This is a genomic window from Paenibacillus sp. N119s (genome assembly GCF_059447605.1).
Genome location: NZ_JCAJRU010000071.1, coordinates 1 through 21,045, shown reverse-complemented (window position 1 = coordinate 21,045; position 21,045 = coordinate 1). Strand labels below are relative to the sequence as shown.

General features: G+C 45.5%; 22 protein-coding genes. 7 read left to right on the top strand and 15 right to left on the bottom strand.

Going from position 1 to position 21,045, the window contains the following annotated elements:
- A partial coding sequence (locus AC5V8P_RS10760; RefSeq protein ID WP_495473630.1) for a DUF1128 domain-containing protein occupies positions 1 to 206 on the top strand: 206 nt, incomplete at its 5' end.
- Between the two features lie 157 nt (positions 207 to 363).
- On the opposite strand, the gene AC5V8P_RS10755 is transcribed toward AC5V8P_RS10760, so the two are convergent.
- Positions 364 to 1,083: a pirin family protein gene (locus tag AC5V8P_RS10755; protein ID WP_064797205.1), complete on the bottom strand. Its 720-nt coding sequence runs from the start codon at positions 1,081 to 1,083 to the stop codon at positions 364 to 366.
- Between the two features lie 225 nt (positions 1,084 to 1,308).
- Between AC5V8P_RS10755 and AC5V8P_RS10750 the strand changes: the two genes are divergently transcribed.
- The 4 genes from AC5V8P_RS10750 to AC5V8P_RS10735 all read left to right on the top strand — a co-directional run bounded on the left by AC5V8P_RS10750 (position 1,309) and on the right by AC5V8P_RS10735 (position 3,430).
- Positions 1,309 to 1,989 (top strand): phosphatase PAP2 family protein, encoded by a 681-nt coding sequence (locus tag AC5V8P_RS10750; RefSeq protein ID WP_064797206.1) that lies wholly within the window; start codon positions 1,309 to 1,311, stop codon positions 1,987 to 1,989.
- Positions 1,990 to 2,161: 172 nt separating this feature from the next.
- Positions 2,162 to 2,419 carry a GlsB/YeaQ/YmgE family stress response membrane protein gene (locus AC5V8P_RS10745; RefSeq protein WP_063212827.1) on the top strand — a complete coding sequence of 86 codons (258 nt, stop codon included), beginning with the start codon at positions 2,162 to 2,164 and terminating at the stop codon, positions 2,417 to 2,419.
- Between the two features lie 42 nt (positions 2,420 to 2,461).
- Positions 2,462 to 2,863, top strand: coding sequence for a YtxH domain-containing protein (locus AC5V8P_RS10740; RefSeq protein ID WP_063212828.1), 402 nt, complete (start codon positions 2,462 to 2,464; stop codon positions 2,861 to 2,863).
- 96 nt (positions 2,864 to 2,959) lie between these two features.
- Positions 2,960 to 3,430, top strand: coding sequence for a DUF5665 domain-containing protein (locus AC5V8P_RS10735; RefSeq protein WP_064797207.1), 471 nt, complete (start codon positions 2,960 to 2,962; stop codon positions 3,428 to 3,430).
- A 114-nt stretch (positions 3,431 to 3,544) separates the two neighbouring features.
- Here the strand turns inward: AC5V8P_RS10735 and AC5V8P_RS10730 are convergent, their stop codons facing one another.
- The 11 genes from AC5V8P_RS10730 to AC5V8P_RS10680 all read right to left on the bottom strand — a co-directional run bounded on the left by AC5V8P_RS10730 (position 3,545) and on the right by AC5V8P_RS10680 (position 15,588).
- Positions 3,545 to 4,504, bottom strand: coding sequence for a magnesium transporter CorA family protein (locus AC5V8P_RS10730; protein WP_064797208.1), 960 nt, complete (start codon positions 4,502 to 4,504; stop codon positions 3,545 to 3,547).
- A 118-nt stretch (positions 4,505 to 4,622) separates the two neighbouring features.
- Positions 4,623 to 5,396, bottom strand: a complete 774-nt coding sequence (locus AC5V8P_RS10725; RefSeq protein WP_063212831.1) for a sigma-70 family RNA polymerase sigma factor — start codon at positions 5,394 to 5,396, stop codon at positions 4,623 to 4,625.
- Complete coding sequence (gene rsbW / locus AC5V8P_RS10720) at positions 5,393 to 5,845, bottom strand: anti-sigma B factor RsbW (RefSeq protein ID WP_063212832.1); 453 nt, start codon at positions 5,843 to 5,845, stop codon at positions 5,393 to 5,395. Before rsbW ends, AC5V8P_RS10725 begins: the two co-directional genes overlap by 4 nt.
- Before the next feature lie 18 nt (positions 5,846 to 5,863).
- The gene (locus AC5V8P_RS10715; protein ID WP_013373043.1) at positions 5,864 to 6,202 is read right to left on the bottom strand and encodes an STAS domain-containing protein; all 339 of its coding nucleotides are present in this window, start codon (positions 6,200 to 6,202) and stop codon (positions 5,864 to 5,866) included.
- A 100-nt stretch (positions 6,203 to 6,302) separates the two neighbouring features.
- Positions 6,303 to 7,973 (bottom strand): response regulator, encoded by a 1,671-nt coding sequence (locus AC5V8P_RS10710; RefSeq protein ID WP_063212833.1) that lies wholly within the window; start codon positions 7,971 to 7,973, stop codon positions 6,303 to 6,305.
- A gap of 19 nt (positions 7,974 to 7,992) precedes the next feature.
- Positions 7,993 to 8,862: a CheR family methyltransferase gene (locus AC5V8P_RS10705; protein ID WP_064797209.1), complete on the bottom strand. Its 870-nt coding sequence runs from the start codon at positions 8,860 to 8,862 to the stop codon at positions 7,993 to 7,995.
- Positions 8,863 to 8,942: 80 nt separating this feature from the next.
- Complete coding sequence (locus AC5V8P_RS10700) at positions 8,943 to 12,662, bottom strand: response regulator (protein ID WP_064797210.1); 3,720 nt, start codon at positions 12,660 to 12,662, stop codon at positions 8,943 to 8,945.
- Complete coding sequence (locus AC5V8P_RS10695) at positions 12,646 to 13,827, bottom strand: PP2C family protein-serine/threonine phosphatase (RefSeq protein ID WP_064797211.1); 1,182 nt, start codon at positions 13,825 to 13,827, stop codon at positions 12,646 to 12,648. The genes AC5V8P_RS10700 and AC5V8P_RS10695 overlap by 17 nt, the downstream gene beginning before the upstream one ends.
- A gap of 232 nt (positions 13,828 to 14,059) precedes the next feature.
- Positions 14,060 to 14,401, bottom strand: a complete 342-nt coding sequence (locus AC5V8P_RS10690) for a YflT domain-containing protein (protein WP_063212837.1) — start codon at positions 14,399 to 14,401, stop codon at positions 14,060 to 14,062.
- A 96-nt stretch (positions 14,402 to 14,497) separates the two neighbouring features.
- Positions 14,498 to 15,016, bottom strand: coding sequence for a hypothetical protein (locus AC5V8P_RS10685; protein ID WP_064797212.1), 519 nt, complete (start codon positions 15,014 to 15,016; stop codon positions 14,498 to 14,500).
- Between the two features lie 50 nt (positions 15,017 to 15,066).
- The gene (locus AC5V8P_RS10680; RefSeq protein WP_063212839.1) at positions 15,067 to 15,588 is read right to left on the bottom strand and encodes a DUF948 domain-containing protein; all 522 of its coding nucleotides are present in this window, start codon (positions 15,586 to 15,588) and stop codon (positions 15,067 to 15,069) included.
- 260 nt (positions 15,589 to 15,848) lie between these two features.
- On the opposite strand from AC5V8P_RS10680, the gene AC5V8P_RS10675 reads away from it, so the two are divergent.
- Positions 15,849 to 16,016, top strand: a complete 168-nt coding sequence (locus AC5V8P_RS10675) for a DUF1328 family protein (protein WP_081276833.1) — start codon at positions 15,849 to 15,851, stop codon at positions 16,014 to 16,016.
- Between the two features lie 130 nt (positions 16,017 to 16,146).
- Here AC5V8P_RS10675 and AC5V8P_RS10670 read toward each other — a convergent pair whose 3' ends face one another.
- A complete protein-coding gene (locus tag AC5V8P_RS10670) occupies positions 16,147 to 17,334 on the bottom strand; it encodes a C40 family peptidase (protein ID WP_063212840.1) in 1,188 nt (395 codons plus the stop codon).
- Between the two features lie 188 nt (positions 17,335 to 17,522).
- Positions 17,523 to 18,392: a cation diffusion facilitator family transporter gene (locus AC5V8P_RS10665; RefSeq protein ID WP_063212841.1), complete on the bottom strand. Its 870-nt coding sequence runs from the start codon at positions 18,390 to 18,392 to the stop codon at positions 17,523 to 17,525.
- A 403-nt stretch (positions 18,393 to 18,795) separates the two neighbouring features.
- Here AC5V8P_RS10665 and AC5V8P_RS10660 point away from each other — a divergent pair, with 403 nt between their 5' ends.
- The gene (locus AC5V8P_RS10660; RefSeq protein WP_064797213.1) at positions 18,796 to 18,981 is read left to right on the top strand and encodes a hypothetical protein; all 186 of its coding nucleotides are present in this window, start codon (positions 18,796 to 18,798) and stop codon (positions 18,979 to 18,981) included.
- A 186-nt stretch (positions 18,982 to 19,167) separates the two neighbouring features.
- Here the strand turns inward: AC5V8P_RS10660 and AC5V8P_RS10655 are convergent, their stop codons facing one another.
- Complete coding sequence (locus AC5V8P_RS10655) at positions 19,168 to 20,796, bottom strand: ABC-F family ATP-binding cassette domain-containing protein (RefSeq protein WP_063212843.1); 1,629 nt, start codon at positions 20,794 to 20,796, stop codon at positions 19,168 to 19,170.
- Positions 20,797 to 21,045: the final 249 nt, after the last annotated feature.

Below are 21,045 nucleotides of genomic sequence, written 5' to 3'. Positions count from 1 at the left end.
ATGCCAACATTGAGTATATGATTGAGGGCATTAAAACCAAGCTCCGTATGGCGAGTGGTGCTGCTATGCAGGCTTCCGCTTTCTCGCTAGAGCAATACGAGGACATCCATGATGTCTACGATATGGTGATCAACAAGCCTAACCTCAGCATTTCTGAGGTTGAAGCCATTGTCTCCGAACTGGGCAGATTACGCAAGCCCTCCTAACTTAGCTTGTGGGACTGACAGCTTGGCTATATTAAGTCTGTCACCACAAATAAAGCTCGTACCTCCAGTCGTCTTAACAGACGTACAAGGGGTACGAGCTTTATTTTTTCAATATATATAGTTTTTTCATACACCTCTTCCCTTACGCTTGGATGCTTCAAGGCAAATCTACTAATACCAGTTCAGCTATATCCTCATTCCCTGTAGCTAGTATCTTTAAGGTACAGCTTTTCTGAATTCGCGCGGCATCGCCAGGTTTTAACTGAAATTCGCCATCCTGACACGTAACTTCTACATGACCACTAATGATATAAATGTGAGTGCGGCGCTCTTCTTGCTGCGGATATTCAAGCTGCTGTCCCTTTTCCAATCTGCTTAGATACAGATTTATATCCTGTGCAATGAATAGCGCTCCCTCCACCTTTGAACCAGACACAACCGGCTGAAGTCGATTTAGGCGTTCACTGTGCTTGAATCTTTGAACCTGATAAGAAGGCTGAAGGTCAGGACGCTCGGGTAGAAACCACATTTGCAAAAAGCGGACCGGGTTTTCATTCCCAGGATTTCGCTCCTCGTGTTCAATCCCGGTACCTGCACTCATAACCTGGACCGAGCCGCTTTTCAGATCCTGTTCATGTCCCAAGCTGTCACTATGATGGAGAAGACCTTCAATTACATAAGTGACAATTTCCAAATCATGATGCGGATGTCTTTTGAACCCTTGCTGCGGTTTAAGCTCGTTATCATTATGGGCTAGCATACATCCAAAATGGGCATTGCTGGGATCTTCATAATCGGCAAACGAAAAGCTAAACTCACTATGAATCCATCCTTTATTTGAGGTATGTCTCTCTGCTGACGTCACGATTTTAATCATCCTTAACACCTCCATGGATTTCAGTTCCGTAAAGCAGCCCTTACTTCGTGATTCCACTTCCGGCCCTGCATTTACAAACGCTGTAATACGATCCCTTTACCCCGCACTTATATGCGTCAATCAGCCTATTGTCTCTGCCTGGTTTTGCTCTCCAGTTCGTTATTCGTTAAGTTAATAGTACACAAAATGAATGTATCACAGCCATAAGGAGGCGATTTACTACATATGCTATCCCATAAACCTCAACCATTCCGATTCTTACCAAGCTATTTGCGCCGCAGTCTGTCCGCATCTATAATCATGATCGTTGTCTTGCTGCTCATTGCCTATTCAGTCAGATGGATTGGCACAGATCCTTTTCTATATTGGGATGAGCGCATTCAGGAACTTGTTTTTCCAGACACAGCGGCTGCTCATTACCAACTGCTACCCGTCGCTATATTCATTACATCGTTGGGCTCATTCCACATATCATTACTGATAGCCCTCAGTACCGCAATCTTGTGCAAGGTCTATTTCCGCTCAAAGGCGTATTCCTTTGCCATCCTAAGCAGCTTTACGGCGATGTGGGTGCTGAATACGATCATAAAACAATTTTTACAACGGGAACGCCCGTCTCTTCAACATTTGGTGGAAGCAGGGGGGTACAGTTTTCCCAGCGGTCATGCGATGATTTCCATGGGATTTTACGGAATGATATTTGCCATTTGGGCTATAGAACGAAAGGTTCATCAGCGTACATTCTTCCTTCCGTGTGTTCTTGGTGTATTGCTCATTCTCTTGATTGGCCTCAGTCGTGTATATTTGGGAGTTCATTTTCCTACCGACATTGCAGGCGGCTATATTGCAGGTATGATCTGGCTGCTATTTACCGTTCCCGTGGTCTATTGGCGAGCGCGTCTGTAGCGTTCCTTTCCACCGTCTCCCCCGCCTATAAGCGCTCGTAAGAAGGCATTTTTTGTTTCACTCCGGGTCACGACGTTTATATACGAAGTAAGCAAGGCTAAAAAATATTGAAGCTCAGCATTCATCAAAAACCTTATCGTTGTGTGAACTCAGGATAAAGGAGGCGATCCATATGTGGGGAATTGTCCTAAGTATTGTAATGGCTATTATTATCGGATTGATTGGCGATGCCCTGGCTGGTCATGAAATGCCTGGCGGCATTGCAGGCTCTATGATTGCTGGTTTTGTAGGAGCTTGGCTCGGTGCTACGATCCTGGGAGACTGGGGTCCAGTCATCGGAGATTTCGCAGTCATTCCAGCCATACTGGGAACCGCATTGTTCGTGTTCTTGCTCGGACTTGTGTCCAGGCTGTTAAGAAGGGCTACCTAACATTTATATATATTTTTTATTCTATAAAAGGAGTGATCTATCATGAGTAACATCGACAATCAAAATATGGCAAGCACTTCAGGTTTTGCAAAAGGTTTATTCATCGGAGGTTTGATTGGTGCTGCGGCAGCCCTGCTGTTCGCACCAAAGCCGGGCCGCGATTTGCGTAGCGATCTGTCTGAAAAAATGACGGTTGTGTCCGATAAAACCAAGGATGTCGCATCCGTAGTCAGCAGTAAAGCGACAGATCTAGCCAAAACTGTTTCAACTAAAACAGCAGATGTAGCCAAAACGGTATCCGAGAGCAAAGACAACATCGTAGCCAGCGTAACTAAAGCCTCTGCAGATGTTGCTAATGAAGCAGCCAAAGCAGATAAAGAAGTTATGGATGCAACTGCTCAGGCAGCCAAGGACACTCAGAAACAATTAAACACAAATTCCTAACAGGAACACATTCTGATTACAATCCATAATAAGCTCCAAACACTGAACAGCCAGCAGGCAAGAAGCTGGCTGTTTTTAAATGATAGAAAGGCTGGGATGACCATGAACAAATCAAACTCTTATGGAGATGATCTTGCACGGAACAACAAAAGAACCTTTCATCCCCTGGAAAAACAAGATCAACCAGACGAAGTTTCATCCAAGCAGGCCTCTGCTACTCCGGTTAAAAAGCATGATCATGATAGAGATTTTGATGTAAATGAACATCCTTTTGAACTGCGCCATGAGGTCAAGCGGCTTAACAAACGTCTAGATCAAATTGCAGACACATTGGAAAAAGCAGAATTTAAAGATATTATAGAAAACTACTCCAGCACCAAAAGAAGAATTATCAGCAATCTGACGGCTGGGATTTCACGGGGGCTTGGCCTTACGCTGGGTACAGTGGTCATACTCGCCTTACTCGCTTGGTTGCTCAGCTTCCTGGTGCAGTTAAATCTTCCAGTCATCGGAGACTTCATCGCCGAATTGTTAGGATATATCAAAATGAGCCAGGGTGCTAAGTAATTGTCTTTTATCTCCTATAAAAACGATCCATCGTAATCGGTATTAGGCTTAACACGCCTCCGATGGTGATGGATCGTTTTTTACATATACATCATTAAATGCTGTAAGCAGCCGCTACAATTTGTTGCGCTTGTTTGTTTGTAATAAATCTCCTGTCCATCCCTTCATCATTAGCCAGCCGTACATCCCAGCCATACTTAGCACCGTAGCAATGATCACGCAGGCGAAGCCCCAGCCTGTTTTAATCCAGGGTAGATTTTCAAAGTTCATCCCCCAAATAGCCCCCACTACAGTGGCAGGGGTAAATACAGCGGTCACAATGGTGAGCGTCTTTGAAATCTCATTGCCCCTAAACGCAGAAATAGCGTCATCTATAGAGATCAGTGTGTCGATTTCCTTTTCGTAATGGCGGAAAAGTCCCTCCATCCGAGTGACCCGGTACAGTAACTGCTTAAAAAAGCGATTCTCCTCCAGCTTATCCAGGTATGCTTCCCGGGAAGCCGTGACCAGCTCTGAAAAAGGAATGAACATATTGCTCCAATACAACAATTCGAAACGCGCATTCAATATGGAATCCATTAGCGTACGTGCATTCCTTTTCTCCATGTCCTCCTCCAGTCTTCTTAGATTGATCTCAAACTTGTCCATACCTGTATGAAAATAATGAAGCACAGCTCTCGCCAATACGAACATGCCGTCAGCTGCGTCCTCACACTGTTCCAGCATGGTTTGGCGTTCTGCGGTATGCATAATTTCACGGGTATTCTGGTCCAGATTTAAGGTCACTAACTTCTGGTTTAGGACGAGGAAATAAAACTTATTGCAGTTGCGTTGACTGTCGATCTCCTCCTGAACGGAGTAGATCAACGATCCGCACATCAACGGCTGATGGCCATCTGGAAAACGCACAGAAATAAAGCTGGATCGAATGTCTTCTACCTTATCCAACCACTCTGCGGCCTCTGGAATCTTCTGCTTCAAGTGCTGTATGACCGAATCCTGCCAGTCCGCAGCACAGATATCCCACCATTCCCAACCTCCACGAAAGGTAGAAATCTGTTCAAATGCTGTCATAGATTCCATCCTTTCTTTGCTTTTTCCGCTTTATAAAAAGGACACGCTTCCCTAATTGGAATAACGTGTCCTTACGATGGAGCGACAAATATTATAAGCGATGAATTCACCGATATTCTCATGAAATAGAGGAATTAGACATAATCTGCTTCAACTTTTCTGTTGCTCGCTTCTGAATACGGGAAACACTCATCTGCGATACGCCCAACGTCTGCGCAATCGCACGCTGAGATTGACCATCCTGAAACGCCAGAAGGAGCACTTTCTGTTCTTGTTCTTTTAGTTGACTTAAAGCCTGTTGCAGATCCATCCGTTTTTCCACCGTGTCAAAATCGTTAGCATCCGAGCTAATGAGCTCGCCTAACGTTGCTGCACTCTCTTCCTGGGATAATGGCGAGTCCAGTGAAACATAGTGGTAGCACTCGCGACCAGCAAGCACCTCGATCGTTTCCTCAACCGTAAGATCCAGATACTCCGCAATCTCGTCTACATTGGGTGAGCGTTCTAATTTGACGGTCAGCTCATCAATGGCATGTTGAACAAGCGCTCCCTTTTCCTTAATACGGCGAGGAACCTGTATGTACCAGGATTTATCGCGCAAATAATTTTTCATATGTCCCAGCATACTTTTCATAGCGTACGGTTCAAATGGGATACCCAAGCTGATATCGTATTGCTGGAGCAGACGTATCAAAGCCATCTGACCGGTCTGATATAAATCCTCGTATAAGTCCGGGCGGTTACGGGATATTTTCCCGGCAGCCATTTTGACCATAGGCTCATACTTGCGGATCAGCACGGTAGCAATTTCGTTATCTTTGGTTTGCTGGTACTCCCAGATTAGACCAACGGCTTCATCCATCGACTCTGGGGGAGTTACCTTTTCATTCATACTGTTTCCTCACTTCTGGTTAGACGCTTTACCAGCACCACTTCGGTGCCTTTTCCTGTCTCATTCAAGATTTGAACATCGTCCATAAGCGCCTGCATGAGATAAAAGCCTAATCCGCCGATCTGCGCATCATTCAATTCCTTGTCATGCAAGGATGCGATACGGGACGGGTCCTCCACACGTTCAAAGCTCTCCCCTTCATCTTTGACTCGAATGGACAACGAAGCTTCGTCAAATTCGAATGTTACTTCCACGACTCCCCCCTCATGACCATATGCATAAAGGACAGAGTTATTACAAGCTTCCGATACAGCCACCTTCATGTCTTCAATATCCTCATAAGAGAATCCCATTTTCGCGGCAATACCATATAAATTTAATCTTACAATATCAACAAAGTCAGCTGTGGCCGGCAAATTAAGAACTACTTTTTGTATTTGAGCATTCATTTCTTTTTCTTTCCTTTCCTATTGGGAATTCTCCTGGGGGGCAAAGAATTTGGCAATACCGGTCATATCAAACAGCTTTTGAATCTGAGGCGGCACCTCTTGAACTGTAAACCGGGACTCCATCCCATGCCTTGCTTTTAAAATAGATAACAAAATACCAATGCCTGTGCTGTCAATGTATTTAAGGTCTCTCAAGTTAACAATCAAATCCTGGCTGGATTCCCCCACTAAAGGCTCCATGACCAGACGGAAATCAGGTGCTACCGAAAGATCCAATTCTCCACTCAGATAAACGGTATTTACACCATCTGCTGTTTCTGTGATCGCATTGAACTTCTCATTTTTATTAGTATTCATTGGCCTACTCTCCCAAAAAAAGATTTCCCTACATACTAACCCAATATACGAGTGTTTGAATCACGTTATCACTTTTTATACACCTGTCAAATACAACCAGCTAGGCTTCATTGATTCGGTCTTTACCTGGCCGCAATGGAAAATGGTCCGGAGAATGTCGGAGCAACGCCTGTTTTACACTGCTGATTTTAACAGGTTTGCTAATATAATCGTTCATTCCAGCTTCAATACATCGGGGCTGAATTCCCTCCATGACGTTAGCTGTCATAGCGATAATGGCAGGTTGAGATCTTCCTGCCAATTGTTCACGTACTCTACTCGTACACTCCAGACCGTCCATTACAGGCATCTGCAAGTCCATAAAGATATAGTCGTAATCCTGATTCGCAATGACCATATCAAGCGCCTGTTGCCCATCTGCGGCCACGTCTGAAGCCAAACCAAGCTTATCCAGTATATTCACCATCAGCTTCTGATTGATGGGATGGTCATCCACGACTAGTACGGGTTTACGGGTGGGAGACTCCTGATGTGGAATTTCCCAATCGTGGCTGGACTCCCCCTCCAGTTCATTTTCCTTGGCAATGCCAAGTTTCATTGTAAAATGAAACGTCACGCCCTGTTCTCCACTCGTATCCACACGGATATCTCCGCCCATCATATTCACTAAGGTTTTGCAAATAGCGAGTCCCAGACCCGTCCCCCCATATTTCCGTGTCATTGAAGAATCCAGTTGGGAAAAGGGATGGAATAGTCTTCCCACCTTAGCGGGATCAATACCAATGCCTGTGTCTTTTACAGAAAACTCAACTGTGAGCCCATTGTCGCTACGTTCTTTGACCGATGCGAAGACATATACGCCCCCCTGGTCTGTAAATTTGACAGCATTGGAAACCAGGTTAATCAGCACTTGCCGCAATCTGCCCATATCCCCATATAACACGGGAGGCATCATTTCATCTAGAAAATAAACCAGCTCCAAATTTTTGCGATTCACCTCTACGGTGAACAGGCTGAAAACTTCCTTGATACAGGAAACCAAATCAAACGGATATTCCTCAACCTCCATCTTGCCTGACTCCAGCTTGGTAAAGTCCAGAATATCATTGATGACCGCCACCAGCGCGTCTGCACTGCGACGGATGATATCAGCATATTCCTGTTGATCGTTTTGCAGCTCTGTCTCCATCAGCAGATCAATCATGCCGATGACACCGTTCATAGGCGTACGAATTTCATGGCTCATCATTGCCAAAAATTCAGTTTTGGCATTGGCAGCAATCTCTGCCGCCTCCTTGGCGGCAATTAGTTCGCTGTTCATCTTTTCTAGTTCCTGCGTCTTCTGATGCAGCAGCATGGACTGTGTTTTCAAACGCTTGTTTGTCAGATACATTTGTACGAAGCCTTCAATTTTGGACTTGAGAATTTGAGGGATGAAAGGCTTCACCATATAATCAATACCGCCCGCTGAATATCCCGCAAACAAATGCTCCGCTTCCTTGCTGTTAGCTGAAATGAAGATAATCGGAATATCCTTCGTCTTCTCTCTGGCCTTGATTAACTTTGCAGTCTCTATTCCATCCATACCCGGCATTTGCACATCAAGGACCACGAGTGCAAATTCATCTTTTAACAGACATCGCAACGCTTCTTCCCCAGATGTGGCCTTTACCAGATTATATTGTTCACTCTCCAGCACTGCCTCAAGAGCGAGCAGGTTCTCAGGTCTATCATCTACCAGCAATATATGAATCGGTTCATGAAGCCCCATGGAATCCTCCTAAGCATCTCTATTTAATCTTCCGGTATATTTTCTCTACCCGGTCTAGCGGCTCGTAGGAATCACTATAATCGGTAAAATGTATGGATTCCTTGGCCCCAAGCACCAACACACCAAAATGACTCAAGCTATCGTAAAACAACCCATGTACGTGGTTGCGAAGTTCATCGTTAAAATAAATCATAACATTCCGGCAAAAAATAACATTGAACTCGTTAAAAGACCGATCTGTCGCTAAATTGTGCTCAGCAAAAATGATATTTTTTCGTAAAAAGGGATGAAACATCACCGAATCATACTTGGCTGTATAATATTCAGAGAACGATTGTGTGCCCCCTGAGTCCAAATAATTTTTGGTATACAGCTTCATTCGGTCAATCCCATATACGCCTTCCTTCGCTTGTTGTAAAGACAGGTTATTCATATCCGTCGCATAAATACGGGCCTTATCATATAAGCCTTCCTCATGGAGCATGATTGCCATAGAGTATACTTCCTCACCCGTGGAGCAACCTGCATGCCATATTCGGATATACGGATACGTCCGTAAAATAGGAATGATTTTTTGCCTGAAAATTAGAAATAGCTCCGGGTCGCGAAACATCTCGGTCACCGGAATGGAAAGACTCTGTACCAGTCTATCGAAGGCGCTGCGATCATGCAGCACCTTCTCCTGAAGCCCTGATATCGTGCTTACGTTCTCGGACTGCGCATGATAATAAATACGCCGCTTGATCGATGGCAAAGCGTAGTTGCGAAAATCGTAGCCGTACAGCCGATGAATACCTTCCAGCAACAGCTCAATCTCAATCATTTCCCGCTCATTGTCATTCGATTTCACTTCATTAGCAGCATTATCCGCCATATCCTTCGATGTCATAATCTCTCTCCAATTCCTAAATAGGTTTTGCCTGTACCGCTCTGAATCAAGTGTCAATTTATATTACCCATTTTTTTGGATTACGAATACAACCACACCCGCATTAATGATAAAAGCTGTTCGGTTTGAATCGGTTTTTTTACATAATCGGAGGCGCCTGCCTCAATACACTTGGAGCGATCATCCTTCATCGCCTTGGCTGTCAGGGCAATAATAGGCAACTTTTCGAATTGCGGCATTACTCGAATCCGTCGCATTGCTTCATATCCATCCATTTCCGGCATCATCATATCCATCAGCACCAGATCAAAATCAGGCGTCTGTTCAAGCATTTCCAGAGCTTCCCTTCCATTTTCCGCAAAGGTAACCTCCATACGATAGCTTTCCAGCACACTAGACAAAGCAAATACATTACGAATATCATCGTCTACCAACAATATTTTTTTGCCTTCAAACAGCTCTTCCTTGTTATAAAGCTTTTGCAAAATTTTACGTTTATCCTCTGGAAGATTCGCCTCTACCCGATGCAGGAACAACGTAGTCTCATCCAAGAGCCGCTCAGGTGATTTGACATCCTTAATAATAATGGATTCTGCATATTTTCGGAGTTGTGTTTCTTCTTTACTATCCAGATCTTTGCCTGTATAAATAATGATCGGCAGATCGGTGAGTTGCTCGTTTTCCCGAATGCGGTCGAGCAATTCAAAGCCTGTCATGTCACTCAGCATCAAATCTAGTACCATGCAGTCATACCGCTGAGTGGCCAGCTCGTTCAGTGCTTCTTTGCCTGTCGATACCGCTGTAATGGCAACATCGTCATGGTCGATGAGCTCAATAATGGACTTACGCTGATTATCATCATCCTCCACCACAAGCAGGCGTTTTACTATTTGATCTGTATACGACTTTATATGTGAAAATGCCTTGTCCAGGCTCTCCTTCGAAGAAGGCTTTTTGAGATAGGCAATCGCGCCCATCATTAAGCCCTGCTTCACATCATCAATGACCGAAATTACATGTACCGGAATATGACGTGTCGATGAGTTTCCTTTCAGCTCGCCCAAAATGGACCAGCCATCCATCACTGGTAACTGAATATCCAATATAATAGCGTCCGGCAAATAAGAATGAGCCATGTTCAGCCCATCGTCTCCTTTGAGAGCGATCAGCGCTTTAAAACCCCGGCTGCGGGCCATGTCGTACAAAATATTAGCAAAATTAATATCATCCTCAATAATCAGCAGCACTTTATCCTGCGGGGTAATCTCATTTCGGTCGTCACCCGGATGCTTAATGTCCTCCGCTCTGCTCTTCAAAGGCATTTGATACACGGGTAAGCGTTCAGCTGGCATAATCATTTGCAGATCTGCTTCTGCTGAAGCAGCGACATCCTCAAAATTTGGGTTCACCTCTGCACTGCTACGCGCCTCTCTCGAATGAGAATCCGTAATCTCTTCGGTAGGCGTTTGTTCCGGCAAATACAGGGTGAAGCAACTGCCCTGTCCCTGCTCGGATTCGACTGTAATGGCACCGCCCAACAATTTGGAAAGCTCACGGCTGATTGACAGCCCCAGCCCTGTTCCCCCGTATTTCCGGCTAGTCGTACCATCTACCTGCTGGAAGGCTTCGAAGATCAGATCTGTTTTATCTGATGCAATCCCGATGCCTGTATCACGTACTGATAGAGCCAGATAGGATTTTCGTGAATCTAGCATATCTGGAAGCTGCTCTCCGTTTGCCCGAGATACCTTGAAACGAATAGAACCTTCGGTGGTGAACTTGAACGCATTGGACAGCAAATTACGTAAAATTTGTTTGAGACGATAACTGTCACTAATAATAGCTTCTGGCAAATCCTCTTCGATTTCGGTATGCAGATGAAGGTCACGTTTGGCTGCGACCGGCGCAAAGTTCTGTTCAACAAACAGCTCTAGTTCCTTTAGATGAACCGTTTCATGGTTAATATCCATTTTTCCAGCATCCACTTTGGATAAATCCAGAATCTCATCAATCATTTTTAACAAATCCGCGCCTGACATATAAATGGTTTGTGCATATTCCACTTGTTTGGGCTTGAGATTGCCTTCCTTGTTCTCAGACAGCAGCTGAGAAAGAATAAGCAAGCTATTTAGCGGAGTACGCAATTCATGCGACATATTGGCCAAAAACTCGGATTTGTATTTGCTTGTGATCCCTAGCTGCATCGCCTGCTGCTCCAACTGGGCCCGTGCACGTTCGATCTCGTCGTTTTTTTCTTCCACTTCTCGAACCTGTTCTTCCAGCGCTCTCGTTTTGGCAATCAATTCAGTATTAAAATGCTCCAATTCTTCCTGCTGACGCTGTAATAACTCTTCGGAACGCTTGAGTTCCTCGGTTTGCTCCTCCAAATTCTCGTTGGAACGCTTGAGTTCTTCTTGCTGAGTTTGCAGTTCTTCGGACTGGCATTGCAATTCTTCGGTAAGTGCCTGCGATTCGCGCAGCAATTGCTCAACCCGCATCCGTCCCTTGATATTGTTCAAAATGATCCCCAAGCTCTCCACTAACTGTGCAAACAGCTTCGTTTCCAGCTCAGTGAAGCGATCCAGTGACGCTATTTCTACAGCACCAATGCATTCATCCTCGAACAAAATGGGGAAAATCATAATCCCCACTGGCTTACTTTCTCCTAAGGCGGAGCCAATGGACAAGTATCCTTCAGGCGCCTCTGCAATCAAGATCGGCTTACGATCCAGAACACATTGCCCTAGCAAACCTTCGCCCACTTGGATAAAGTCTCTGATTGAGCCTTCGCCAGTCACCTTTGCATAGGAGCCATATAACTTGAATCGGTGGTCTTCTACATCTTTCCCTTGCAAATAGATGGCTCCATAGCTTCCTCCCAAAATGGGCGTAAATTCACTAATAAACATCTGAGCAACCTGCTCCAGTGAATTCACACCGCGAAACAGCTCAGTCACCCGTGCAGTATTGGCATTAAGCCATGTTTGATCCTTCTGCGTTTGAAGGACAGAATGCTCGAATTTCCTTTTTTCATCCAAGTCTCCAGCCAATTGTTGAAATACACGAGCGACCTCTCCGATTTCATCTTTGGAGGCCACACTCATCCGGCTGATGGCCCTGTACTTCCCCTTGCCAAAGCCGCTCATCATGAGGTTAACCGTATTTAGACCCTTGGCAATGCTTGGGAGCACCCACAAAATAACCAGTAAGCCCATGATCAGACCAGCAGCCATCATGATTGTGGTAACCTGTACAGATTCCTCATAAGCCAGGTTGGCTTGCTTCATATCGTTATCAATCTCTCGATCCTGAAAAACGGCAAGGGTGTTAATGCTGTCCATTGCCTCCTCTTGAGCAGGTAGACCCGTGCTGTTACGAAAAGCATTAGCTTCCTCAATACGATCTTGCCCCAATAAGGAAATGAGTCTGTCTTCGTAGTTTAGGAAATCTTTCCAGGCGACAGCCACCCGGTCAATCTGCTGTTGCTCTTCACTTGTGCCAGAATCCGTTTGCAGGCTAGCCAGCACTTTTGTTCCAGTAGCGGAAATATCATCAAGCTCGCGTTTGGCCTCACTGACAGAGGAGCCTGGATTCAAGATCAGGTTAGCCATGACTTTAGCCATATCGTTCACCTGTCCGCGTATAGCCGTTGTTTTCCGGACCTTCACATATCGTTCTTGATACACCTGATTGAGCTGTTCATTCAGGCTCCCCATCCGGTCATAGCTGATTAGCGTCAGCACAAGGAGGATCGCCATAAGCGATCCAAAGCCAATCAGCAGTTTATTTCTGATTTTCATGCAAGCTCTCTCCCTCTTTCAATGAAATCCAGATCAGGCACTTATCATCATCGCGATCCTGCGGCCCTTCGTTACGAAAAAACGCATCCAGCATCGCTTCTTCATTCCATTCCTCATACTTGCGCAGACAGGTAGTCAGATACTCCAATTGTTCCTCATATTCTCCTTCTACTGCCTCCAGCAAGCCATCTGTATACAAAGCGATATGTCCAGTTCCTTCGTAATAAATCGTGTGCATCTCTGCATCAATTTTATCAAACAATCCGACCGGGCTACACGCACGGTCTAATTTGGTTATGCTGCCGTCCTGGTTGAACAGCAAGCCGGGAGGGTGCCCTGCATTTACATAGTCAATTCGCCGTGAACGAGTATCAATCACCATATAAATCGCCGTAAAATAATACTGTACCAGCTGCTTGCCCAGATCCAGTTGATTAAAACGACGATTCAGCTCTTGTATGACCTTCTCAGGCTCCACATACGTGATGACTGTATCCTTGAGTACAGACGCAATGAACATGCAAAACAGAGAAGAAGAAATGCCATGGCCCATCATATCGAGCAAAATGATGGCATATCTCCCTTCACCTAGCGGATACCATGAATATAAATCCCCCGCCAGTTCAAAGGAAGGCTGATACAATGCATTCGCATGCAGCATCGGGTCCTGAATGGCAGGACTAAGCACCGCCTGCTGAACCATCGCAGCCAGCTTCAATTCATCCTGAATCCGCTGGTCCCGATCCTTATGCCAGTCCTTTTCCTGCTTGAGACGCAAGGCAGACCGAATTCGAGCCATTAACTCTACCTTGTTGATCGGCTTCGTGACATAATCGACGGCTCCCACATCCAAGGCTTCGGCCAATTTTTTGGAATCTCCTACAGCGGTAACCATAATAATCGGAATATCTTTTAAATGCTCATATTCCTGTACGATACTGCATGCTTCAATGCCGTCCATTTCAGGCATCATCATATCCAGCAGCACCAAATCAATATCCGACGGACGGGGCCGAAGACTAATGGTACGGTCGCCAATTCCCAAATGCTCCAGCATTTCTGCGGCCGAGCTGGCAGAGATTACATCGCGATAATTTTCTTTTTTTAGTATTTCACGAATAATAATGACATTCGTTGGATTATCGTCAACAATTAGAATTCTCATTGCTCTCTCCTTATCTGTAACCCATGTATTATACTATACCTGCTTAGGGGGCAACACCCATGTTGATTAGGAATAGCGTTTCCGTAAGCAGGCATTCCAAAAACATAGATAAGGAATGGGGCTGAGGCCCCATTCCTTATCTATGTTTTTGGAGGACCCGCGGAACACTGTGCTGCGGCCACATCCTCTTTTTCAAATCTAACTTGTCTGATCCTATGATGAACTGGCAATATCACGATTTTTTCGCAATAACCAGCACCTTACCCTGATCCAATTCTTTTTCATAAAAATCTGCTTCCGTATCTGTAAAGCCCAAGGAAGTGATTTTAGCGCGTAGCTCATCACCACGGGAACGGAACAAATTCGCTAAGGAATCGAAAACGCCTTCTTCCTTAATTCCGATTTCCTTGGCTGCCACCGTATCTGCAATACGATCCGTCCGATCCTGGTCATGAGCGAGCACGAACACATCCTCATAACGATAGCCCGTGTTACGCAACTCATTCACAGCTTCAACGGCTTGTACACCGTTCTCTACCACCTTGGCATAAGATTTATGATTGGTCTGATTCATGTTTCTCACGCTCCTTTAAGGATTGACTTCTCTGACTATTACACTCCATACATCCATTTGAAACTTCCATATGATGTCACGGCTCGAAAAAATCGATCACCACTCTGTTTCATCAAAAAACTCAACATACTTTGGCTTATCAGACGTCTTATCTGTAAACACTTTGATCGCACGCTGCCCGCGCACATACACCTCTCCGTCTTCTGCGGTAAATTGCGAGCCGCCCAGCGCCTGATCCAGCATTTTCCGTTGCAGCGGCAGCCACTTATCATTCACCTTGATTCGACCGGCAGCAGGGTCTACATGCACATAAGAGACGACGTCATCACGCATACCTACGGTGACATCCGGATATTGGTATTCTGTAGAAAGCAGCAGCATATCCTTCTTGATTCGAAGCGGCTTCCCTAGTTTTTTCAATACATCCGCACGAGTATCATCCAGAGATATGCCATTCAAGGTACGAAAATCGGTTGGTACAGCATGTGGAGCGGTTATCGTCTGAACAGTCCTTACCATATGCCCCGCTGTCTGCGGGGAGACGGTTTGCTGAACCGTATCCTGTCCGGAAAAGGGAGTGAGCAAACCAGCAGCTAGTAATAATGTCTTCATCATAATTCTCACCCTTTCAATGAATTTCCTGTAGTTTACGGTTCAGCACTACACTACTGACGCATTTTCTGCCACACCCCAGCAGCGATGTCTACATATCCCAGCCAGTTCTTAGCCGGCTTGCCCGCAGGTTCCCCATAAGTGGCATTGTAGCTCTGAACCGTCCGTTCTGTTGCAGTCAAGGGTCTGTTCGATGTCGTTGACTTGATTGCCTTCTCCGTTCTGGAAGTACTGCTGGCCGTGCTACGTGCCTTCTGAAGCCGTGTCATTAACGCCGTAGACGCCTGCTTAGCGGCCAGTGTCACTTCACTGAGTACCTCCCCCAGGTTTTTAACCGACTCCATCACCGGTTCTACTTGCTTCAATTTATGATCAACGTCTGCGGTGATGTCATTTGCATGTCGAACCGTTTGTTTAACTTCATAACTCAGTTCATCTACTGTCTTTTGTACTTCCTGCAAGGTTTGAGTTACCTTATCCAGAGAGCCTTGGGCTGCTTTCAATGTCTTAATAAGGTAAATAACGAGAACGGCAAATGCGATCGCAATAATAAAAATGCTGACCTGTGTTAACATAGCGTAACCTCTCTTTCGTCTTTCACGATGATGTTTATGATACTGCATAGTTACCCTCTACATTCGGACACGAAACAAAGTCCAGACTGGTATCTTCTTAGGCTCCAAACGTTATGATTCACGGGGCCTCGCACCGTTTAAAACAACATATAATGATGGCACAGCCACGCTTAATCTGTAGAAGTCACTGTCATCTACTACCACGCTCGATCGGGGCGCGAGTATGCCACATTATATACAATCAAAGGAGGATACAGAACATGCTGAAATGGTCGGCTTTATTCTTATTTTTTGCTATGATCGCCGGGATTTTAGGTTTTTTTGGTATCGTCGTCTCCATAGCTGCTACAATCGCTAAAATGTTATTTGTGCTATTTTTGGTACTATTCGTTATTTCACTCTTTACCGGAAGAAAGCGAGCTTCATAAACATTGGATGATAGCTACACCCAGAAGTGATATGTATCATATGCTTATGAAAAAAGGATGTTCCCACCCTGGTCAACAGAGCTGTGGAACATCCTTTTTTTTGATGTAAATTTTAAGAGTGAACGGCGTTTTATTGGATCACGCTGCCCCCAAACAGGAAACGGTCCTGCCAAGGCTTGCTGAAATCCGTAACTTTCACACCGCCAGCCGCTACAGAAAACGTATGGAGAAGCTTGTTGTCTCCCAAGTAAACTGCTACATGAGTAATCGTTTGGGAGGAATTGTCCAAGGACGTGTACGCCCCGGAAGATGCATTATAATTTGTAAAAAAGAGTAGATCGCCACGCTTCAGTGTCGTCATATCCGTTTTCGGCTGACTGTTTTGCTTGATCCACTCACCCTGTGAACGAGAATCTGCCGGAAGCTGGATCCCTACAGCCTGACGGAAGATTTGGCGAGTAAATGCCGAGCAATCAAAAGTAGCCGTACTGTTGCGATCAGAACCATATTCATAAGGTGTTCCCAGATAGGTCATACCTGTGTCAATAACCTGTTCGATTGAGGCCGCCGCATCACCGGAAAGCAAGCTAACCGTCGATGCAGGAGACGCTACCGCAGGTAGAGCAGTAGTATCTGAAGCGGGTGCAGCCGCAGAAGCTACAGCCTGCTGGACAACAACACCCTCACCAATACGAATATATTGTGGAGATGAGCTGACATAGCCTACTGTACCGTCAGCAGTGGTGACCTTGAACCAATACGCGTTGCTTGCATCGGTAATCGTAACGACATCCCCTGTGTTCATATAGCCCAGAACTTCTGAAGAAGTGGATGCCTCCGCCCGCAAACGAACGGACGTTTGAATCGTAGCTTTCGTTTGACCGGCAGAACTATTCACTGAAGCCGAAGCCTCTTTAGTTGAAACATTTTTAACTGTAGCTGAAACAGTTTTAGCTGACTCCGAGGTTTCCGTTTTACGGCTGACAGACGACGTGGCAGCAGCAGCGACGCTGGTAGCGCCAACTTTTATGTACTTGTCAGAGCTGCTTGTGTAGCCGGTTACTCCATCAGAAGTCTTGACCTTATACCAATAGTTGTTCGTTTTCTCCAATACCGTTACGGCCTCTCCCTGCTTCATAAAGCTGACTACATCGCCCGTAGTGGAAGGACCAGATCTAAGCTTTACAGCCGCCTGGATAACCGCCTTCTGTCCTGTGGATGCTGTCGATGCCGCTGCGTCAACCTGACCCGGCGCCACATGAATTGCTGCCAACAGCGCGGCTGACGTCATGAGCATTCCCATCACGCGTCTTCTCAATGTTGCACCTCCTGGCTGTTTTTACGAATTTAAAGAGCATAATTCCGACGAATATAGCCGGACATGCCTTCATTATAGTAAAAGCAGCAGGAATAGAGATATAATCCAAACGTCACAAAAGATAGCGTGTACACCTTTTTCGATATAGGTCTAAAGTCACTTTTTATACTAATTATTTTATAATTAAACTATAATTTAGGTTCTACATGGACATGAACATGCATCGTATTGTGAACCTCTTGTAGACGTTCCTCAATCCGGTCACTGATCCGATGTCCTTCAATTAGACTGAGCTGCGGATTCACCTCAATAACGACATCCACCAGCGCGTGGTTACCGTGTACCCGTGCCTTAACGTCTCGAATTCCCTCTACTCCAGGTACAAGAGCAATCGTACTCCGTAAGTCAGACAGTTCTTGCTCATCAAATCCATCAGTCAAGCTATGTGTAGAATCCCTAAAAATCTCCCATGCCGTTTTGCAAATAATGAATCCTACCACGATCGCCGCAACAGTATCCAACCACGGCAGCCCGAACTGTGCGCCAATAATGCCCACTGCCGCTCCAACACTGACGAGTGCATCCGATAGATTATCCTTGGCCGCAGCCAGCAGCGCCTTGTTATTGATTTGCCGAGCCAGCCTGTTATTGTACAGATACACTCCCAACATAATCACTGCACAAATCACAGCCACACCCGCAGAAGTAATATCCGGTGTTTGCTTTCCTCCCTTAAAAATACTCCCGATTCCGTCAATCAGCACCTGTAAACCAACGACAGCCATAATAAAGGACGCCAGCAGCGCCGCAATCGTCTCCGCCCGAAAATGTCCATAGGCATGATCGGAATCTGGTGGTTTCTGGGAAATCCTCAGACCAATCAATACAGCTACCGACACCACAATATCGGTGACATTATTGAAGCCATCGGCCAGCAACGCGCTAGAGGCAAATAGATATCCGCTAATCAGCTTAAAAGCAGACAGTAAAAGATAAGCAGCAATGCTTACCCACGCCCCTCGCTCACCTTTTCGTATTTCATCATAGACATTTACCACAATGGAGGCACTCCTTTAAATATATAGTTCGCAGCATAAAGACCTGCCCAAAAATAAAAATAGCAGCATAGCCGCCTTAAAAATAACAATTTGCCTGTGGTTGACTGTTATTTTCAGGATAGCAGACGAACTTTGTGTGGGTCTAGAGAAACAGTCTTTCCGCTCCACATCGCTGTAGGAACCACGAAAAAGTATTGCCAGACCCCATTCCTGTAGGTTACACAAAACAATTTTTCCTACATGCAAAATATAGTTATTCTCCCCCTTGCCTCACCCCTGCGATGTGTTATCATTGTTGCCCTTGTCCCTTCTTTTAAAAACGTATAAAATGAGGACACAGCCGCGTTTTTCTTCAATCCAGCATGATTGACATGAACCTGGCGGCAACAGGAGGAATTTATTCATGAGCGATGCTAAGGAACCACGTAAAGTTAATCTCGCAGATGCCATTCGGGAAAAGCTGGCACAAAAAAAACAGCAGTCCGGCGCTTCACAGCAGGGCGGCTTTCAAGGCGGTTCCACCAAAACACTGAAAAGCCAAAATACGAAGAAGCCGAACAACCAACGCCGTCGCACAGGCGGATCATAAGCCACCCATAGGCTATATAGGGTTCCGGATGCAGGATAGGCGAGTTTTATCTCACCTCACGCTCGGAACCAAGTATGCTAAGGGTTACGGCACAAAACGAAAAAAGAGGAGTCCACCTGCCATATCAAATGGCGTGATGGAGCTCCTCTTTCGTTTATTTACTTGCTAAAATTAGCGGTTTGGATGTTAGCCGATTTCTACCGGATACATACGTTCACGCAATTTAGCGATTTCTTCACTTTCCAAGTATTCATCATAGCTCATCGTACGGTCAATTACGCCGTTTGGTGTAATTTCCACGATGCGATTCGCGATGGTTTGAATGAATTGATGGTCATGAGAAGTGAACAATATCGTCCCGTCAAAGTCGATCAGACCATTGTTCAGCGCTGTAATGGATTCCAGATCCAAGTGGTTGGTTGGTTCTTCCAGAAGCAACACGTTAGCACCGTTCAGCATCATTTTCGCCAGCATACAGCGAACCTTTTCTCCCCCGGACAGCACACTTGCTTTCTTAAGCGCTTCTTCGCCTGAGAAAAGCATACGTCCCAGGAAGCCGCGCAAGAACGTTTCATCCTGATCCTTGGAATATTGACGCAGCCAGTCTACCAGATTCAGATCCACACCTTCAAAATAAGCGGAGTTATCTTTCGGGAAATACGCCTGACTCGTTGTAATCCCCCAGGAAAATTCACCGTTATCCGCTTCCAGTTCGTTCATCAAGATCTGGAAGAGCGTCGTTTTAGGTAGACCGTTCGGACCTACAAACGCAATTTTATCACCTTTGTTCACGACCAGACTGAACTCGTTCAGCACTTGCTCGCCTTCAACAGTTTTGCTGATACTATCTACAGTCAGCAATTGTTTGCCCGCTTCACGCTCAGGCTTGAAATTAATGAACGGATATTTACGGTTGGATGGACGGATATCGTCCAACGTAATTTTATCCAGTTGCTTTTTACGCGAAGTTGCCTGTTTGGACTTGGAAGCATTCGCGGAAAAGCGCTGAATAAAGGCTTGCAATTCTTTGATCTTCTCTTCCTTCTTCTTGTTCGCATCGCGAGCCAGAGTAAGTGCCAGCTGGCTGGACTCGTACCAGAAGTCGTAGTTGCCGACATACATCTGAATTTTACCAAAATCGATATCCGCAATATGCGTACATACCTTGTTCAGGAAGTGACGGTCATGGGATACAACGATAACGGTGCCTTCATAGTCCATCAAGAAGTTTTCCAGCCACTGAATGGATTCGAGATCCAAATGGTTGGTAGGCTCATCAAGCAGCAAATTGTTCGGACGACCAAACAACGCTTGTGCCAAGAGAACGCGCACTTTGTCGTTGCCGCTCATCTCAGCCATTTTTTTGTCATGCAGGTCACGCGGAATACCCAGACCGATCAGCAATGCAGCTGCATCCGGCTCGGCATCCCAACCGTTCAGTTCTGCAAACTCGCCTTCCAATTCACCCGCACGCAGACCGTCTGCTTCGGAAAACTCCGCCTTGGCGTACAGCGCATCCTTTTCCTTCATGATTTCATACAGACGCGTATGACCCATAATAACGGTTTCCAGAACCGGGAATTCATCGTATTCATAATGGTTCTGCTTGAGGACAGCCATCCGTTCGCCCGGTGTCATGTGAACCTCACCTGAATTGGCTTCGATTTCACCGGAAAGAATTTTCAAAAAGGTGGATTTACCCGCGCCATTCGCCCCAATCAGGCCGTAACAGTTTCCGGGAGTAAATTTGATATTTACGTCTTCAAAAAGTGGGCGTTTGCCATAACGAAGCGTTACGCCGCTTGTACTGATCATATAAGCATACCATCCTTATCATTAGTTAAGTGCTAAACACAAAATTACCGACGGCAATAGTATAACACACAAAAGTTCGGATTCGAACCGTAGTCTAAGCAGAACTGTCCTTGAATCTCATTCAATTTATTATAAATAAAATAAAAAATGCTTCTGTCTCCACGATTGTCACCTGACAAACACCTGGACCAGAACCATTTTTATATTTTAGATTCAATGGGATAACTCAAGAACAGGCACCTTGCACTC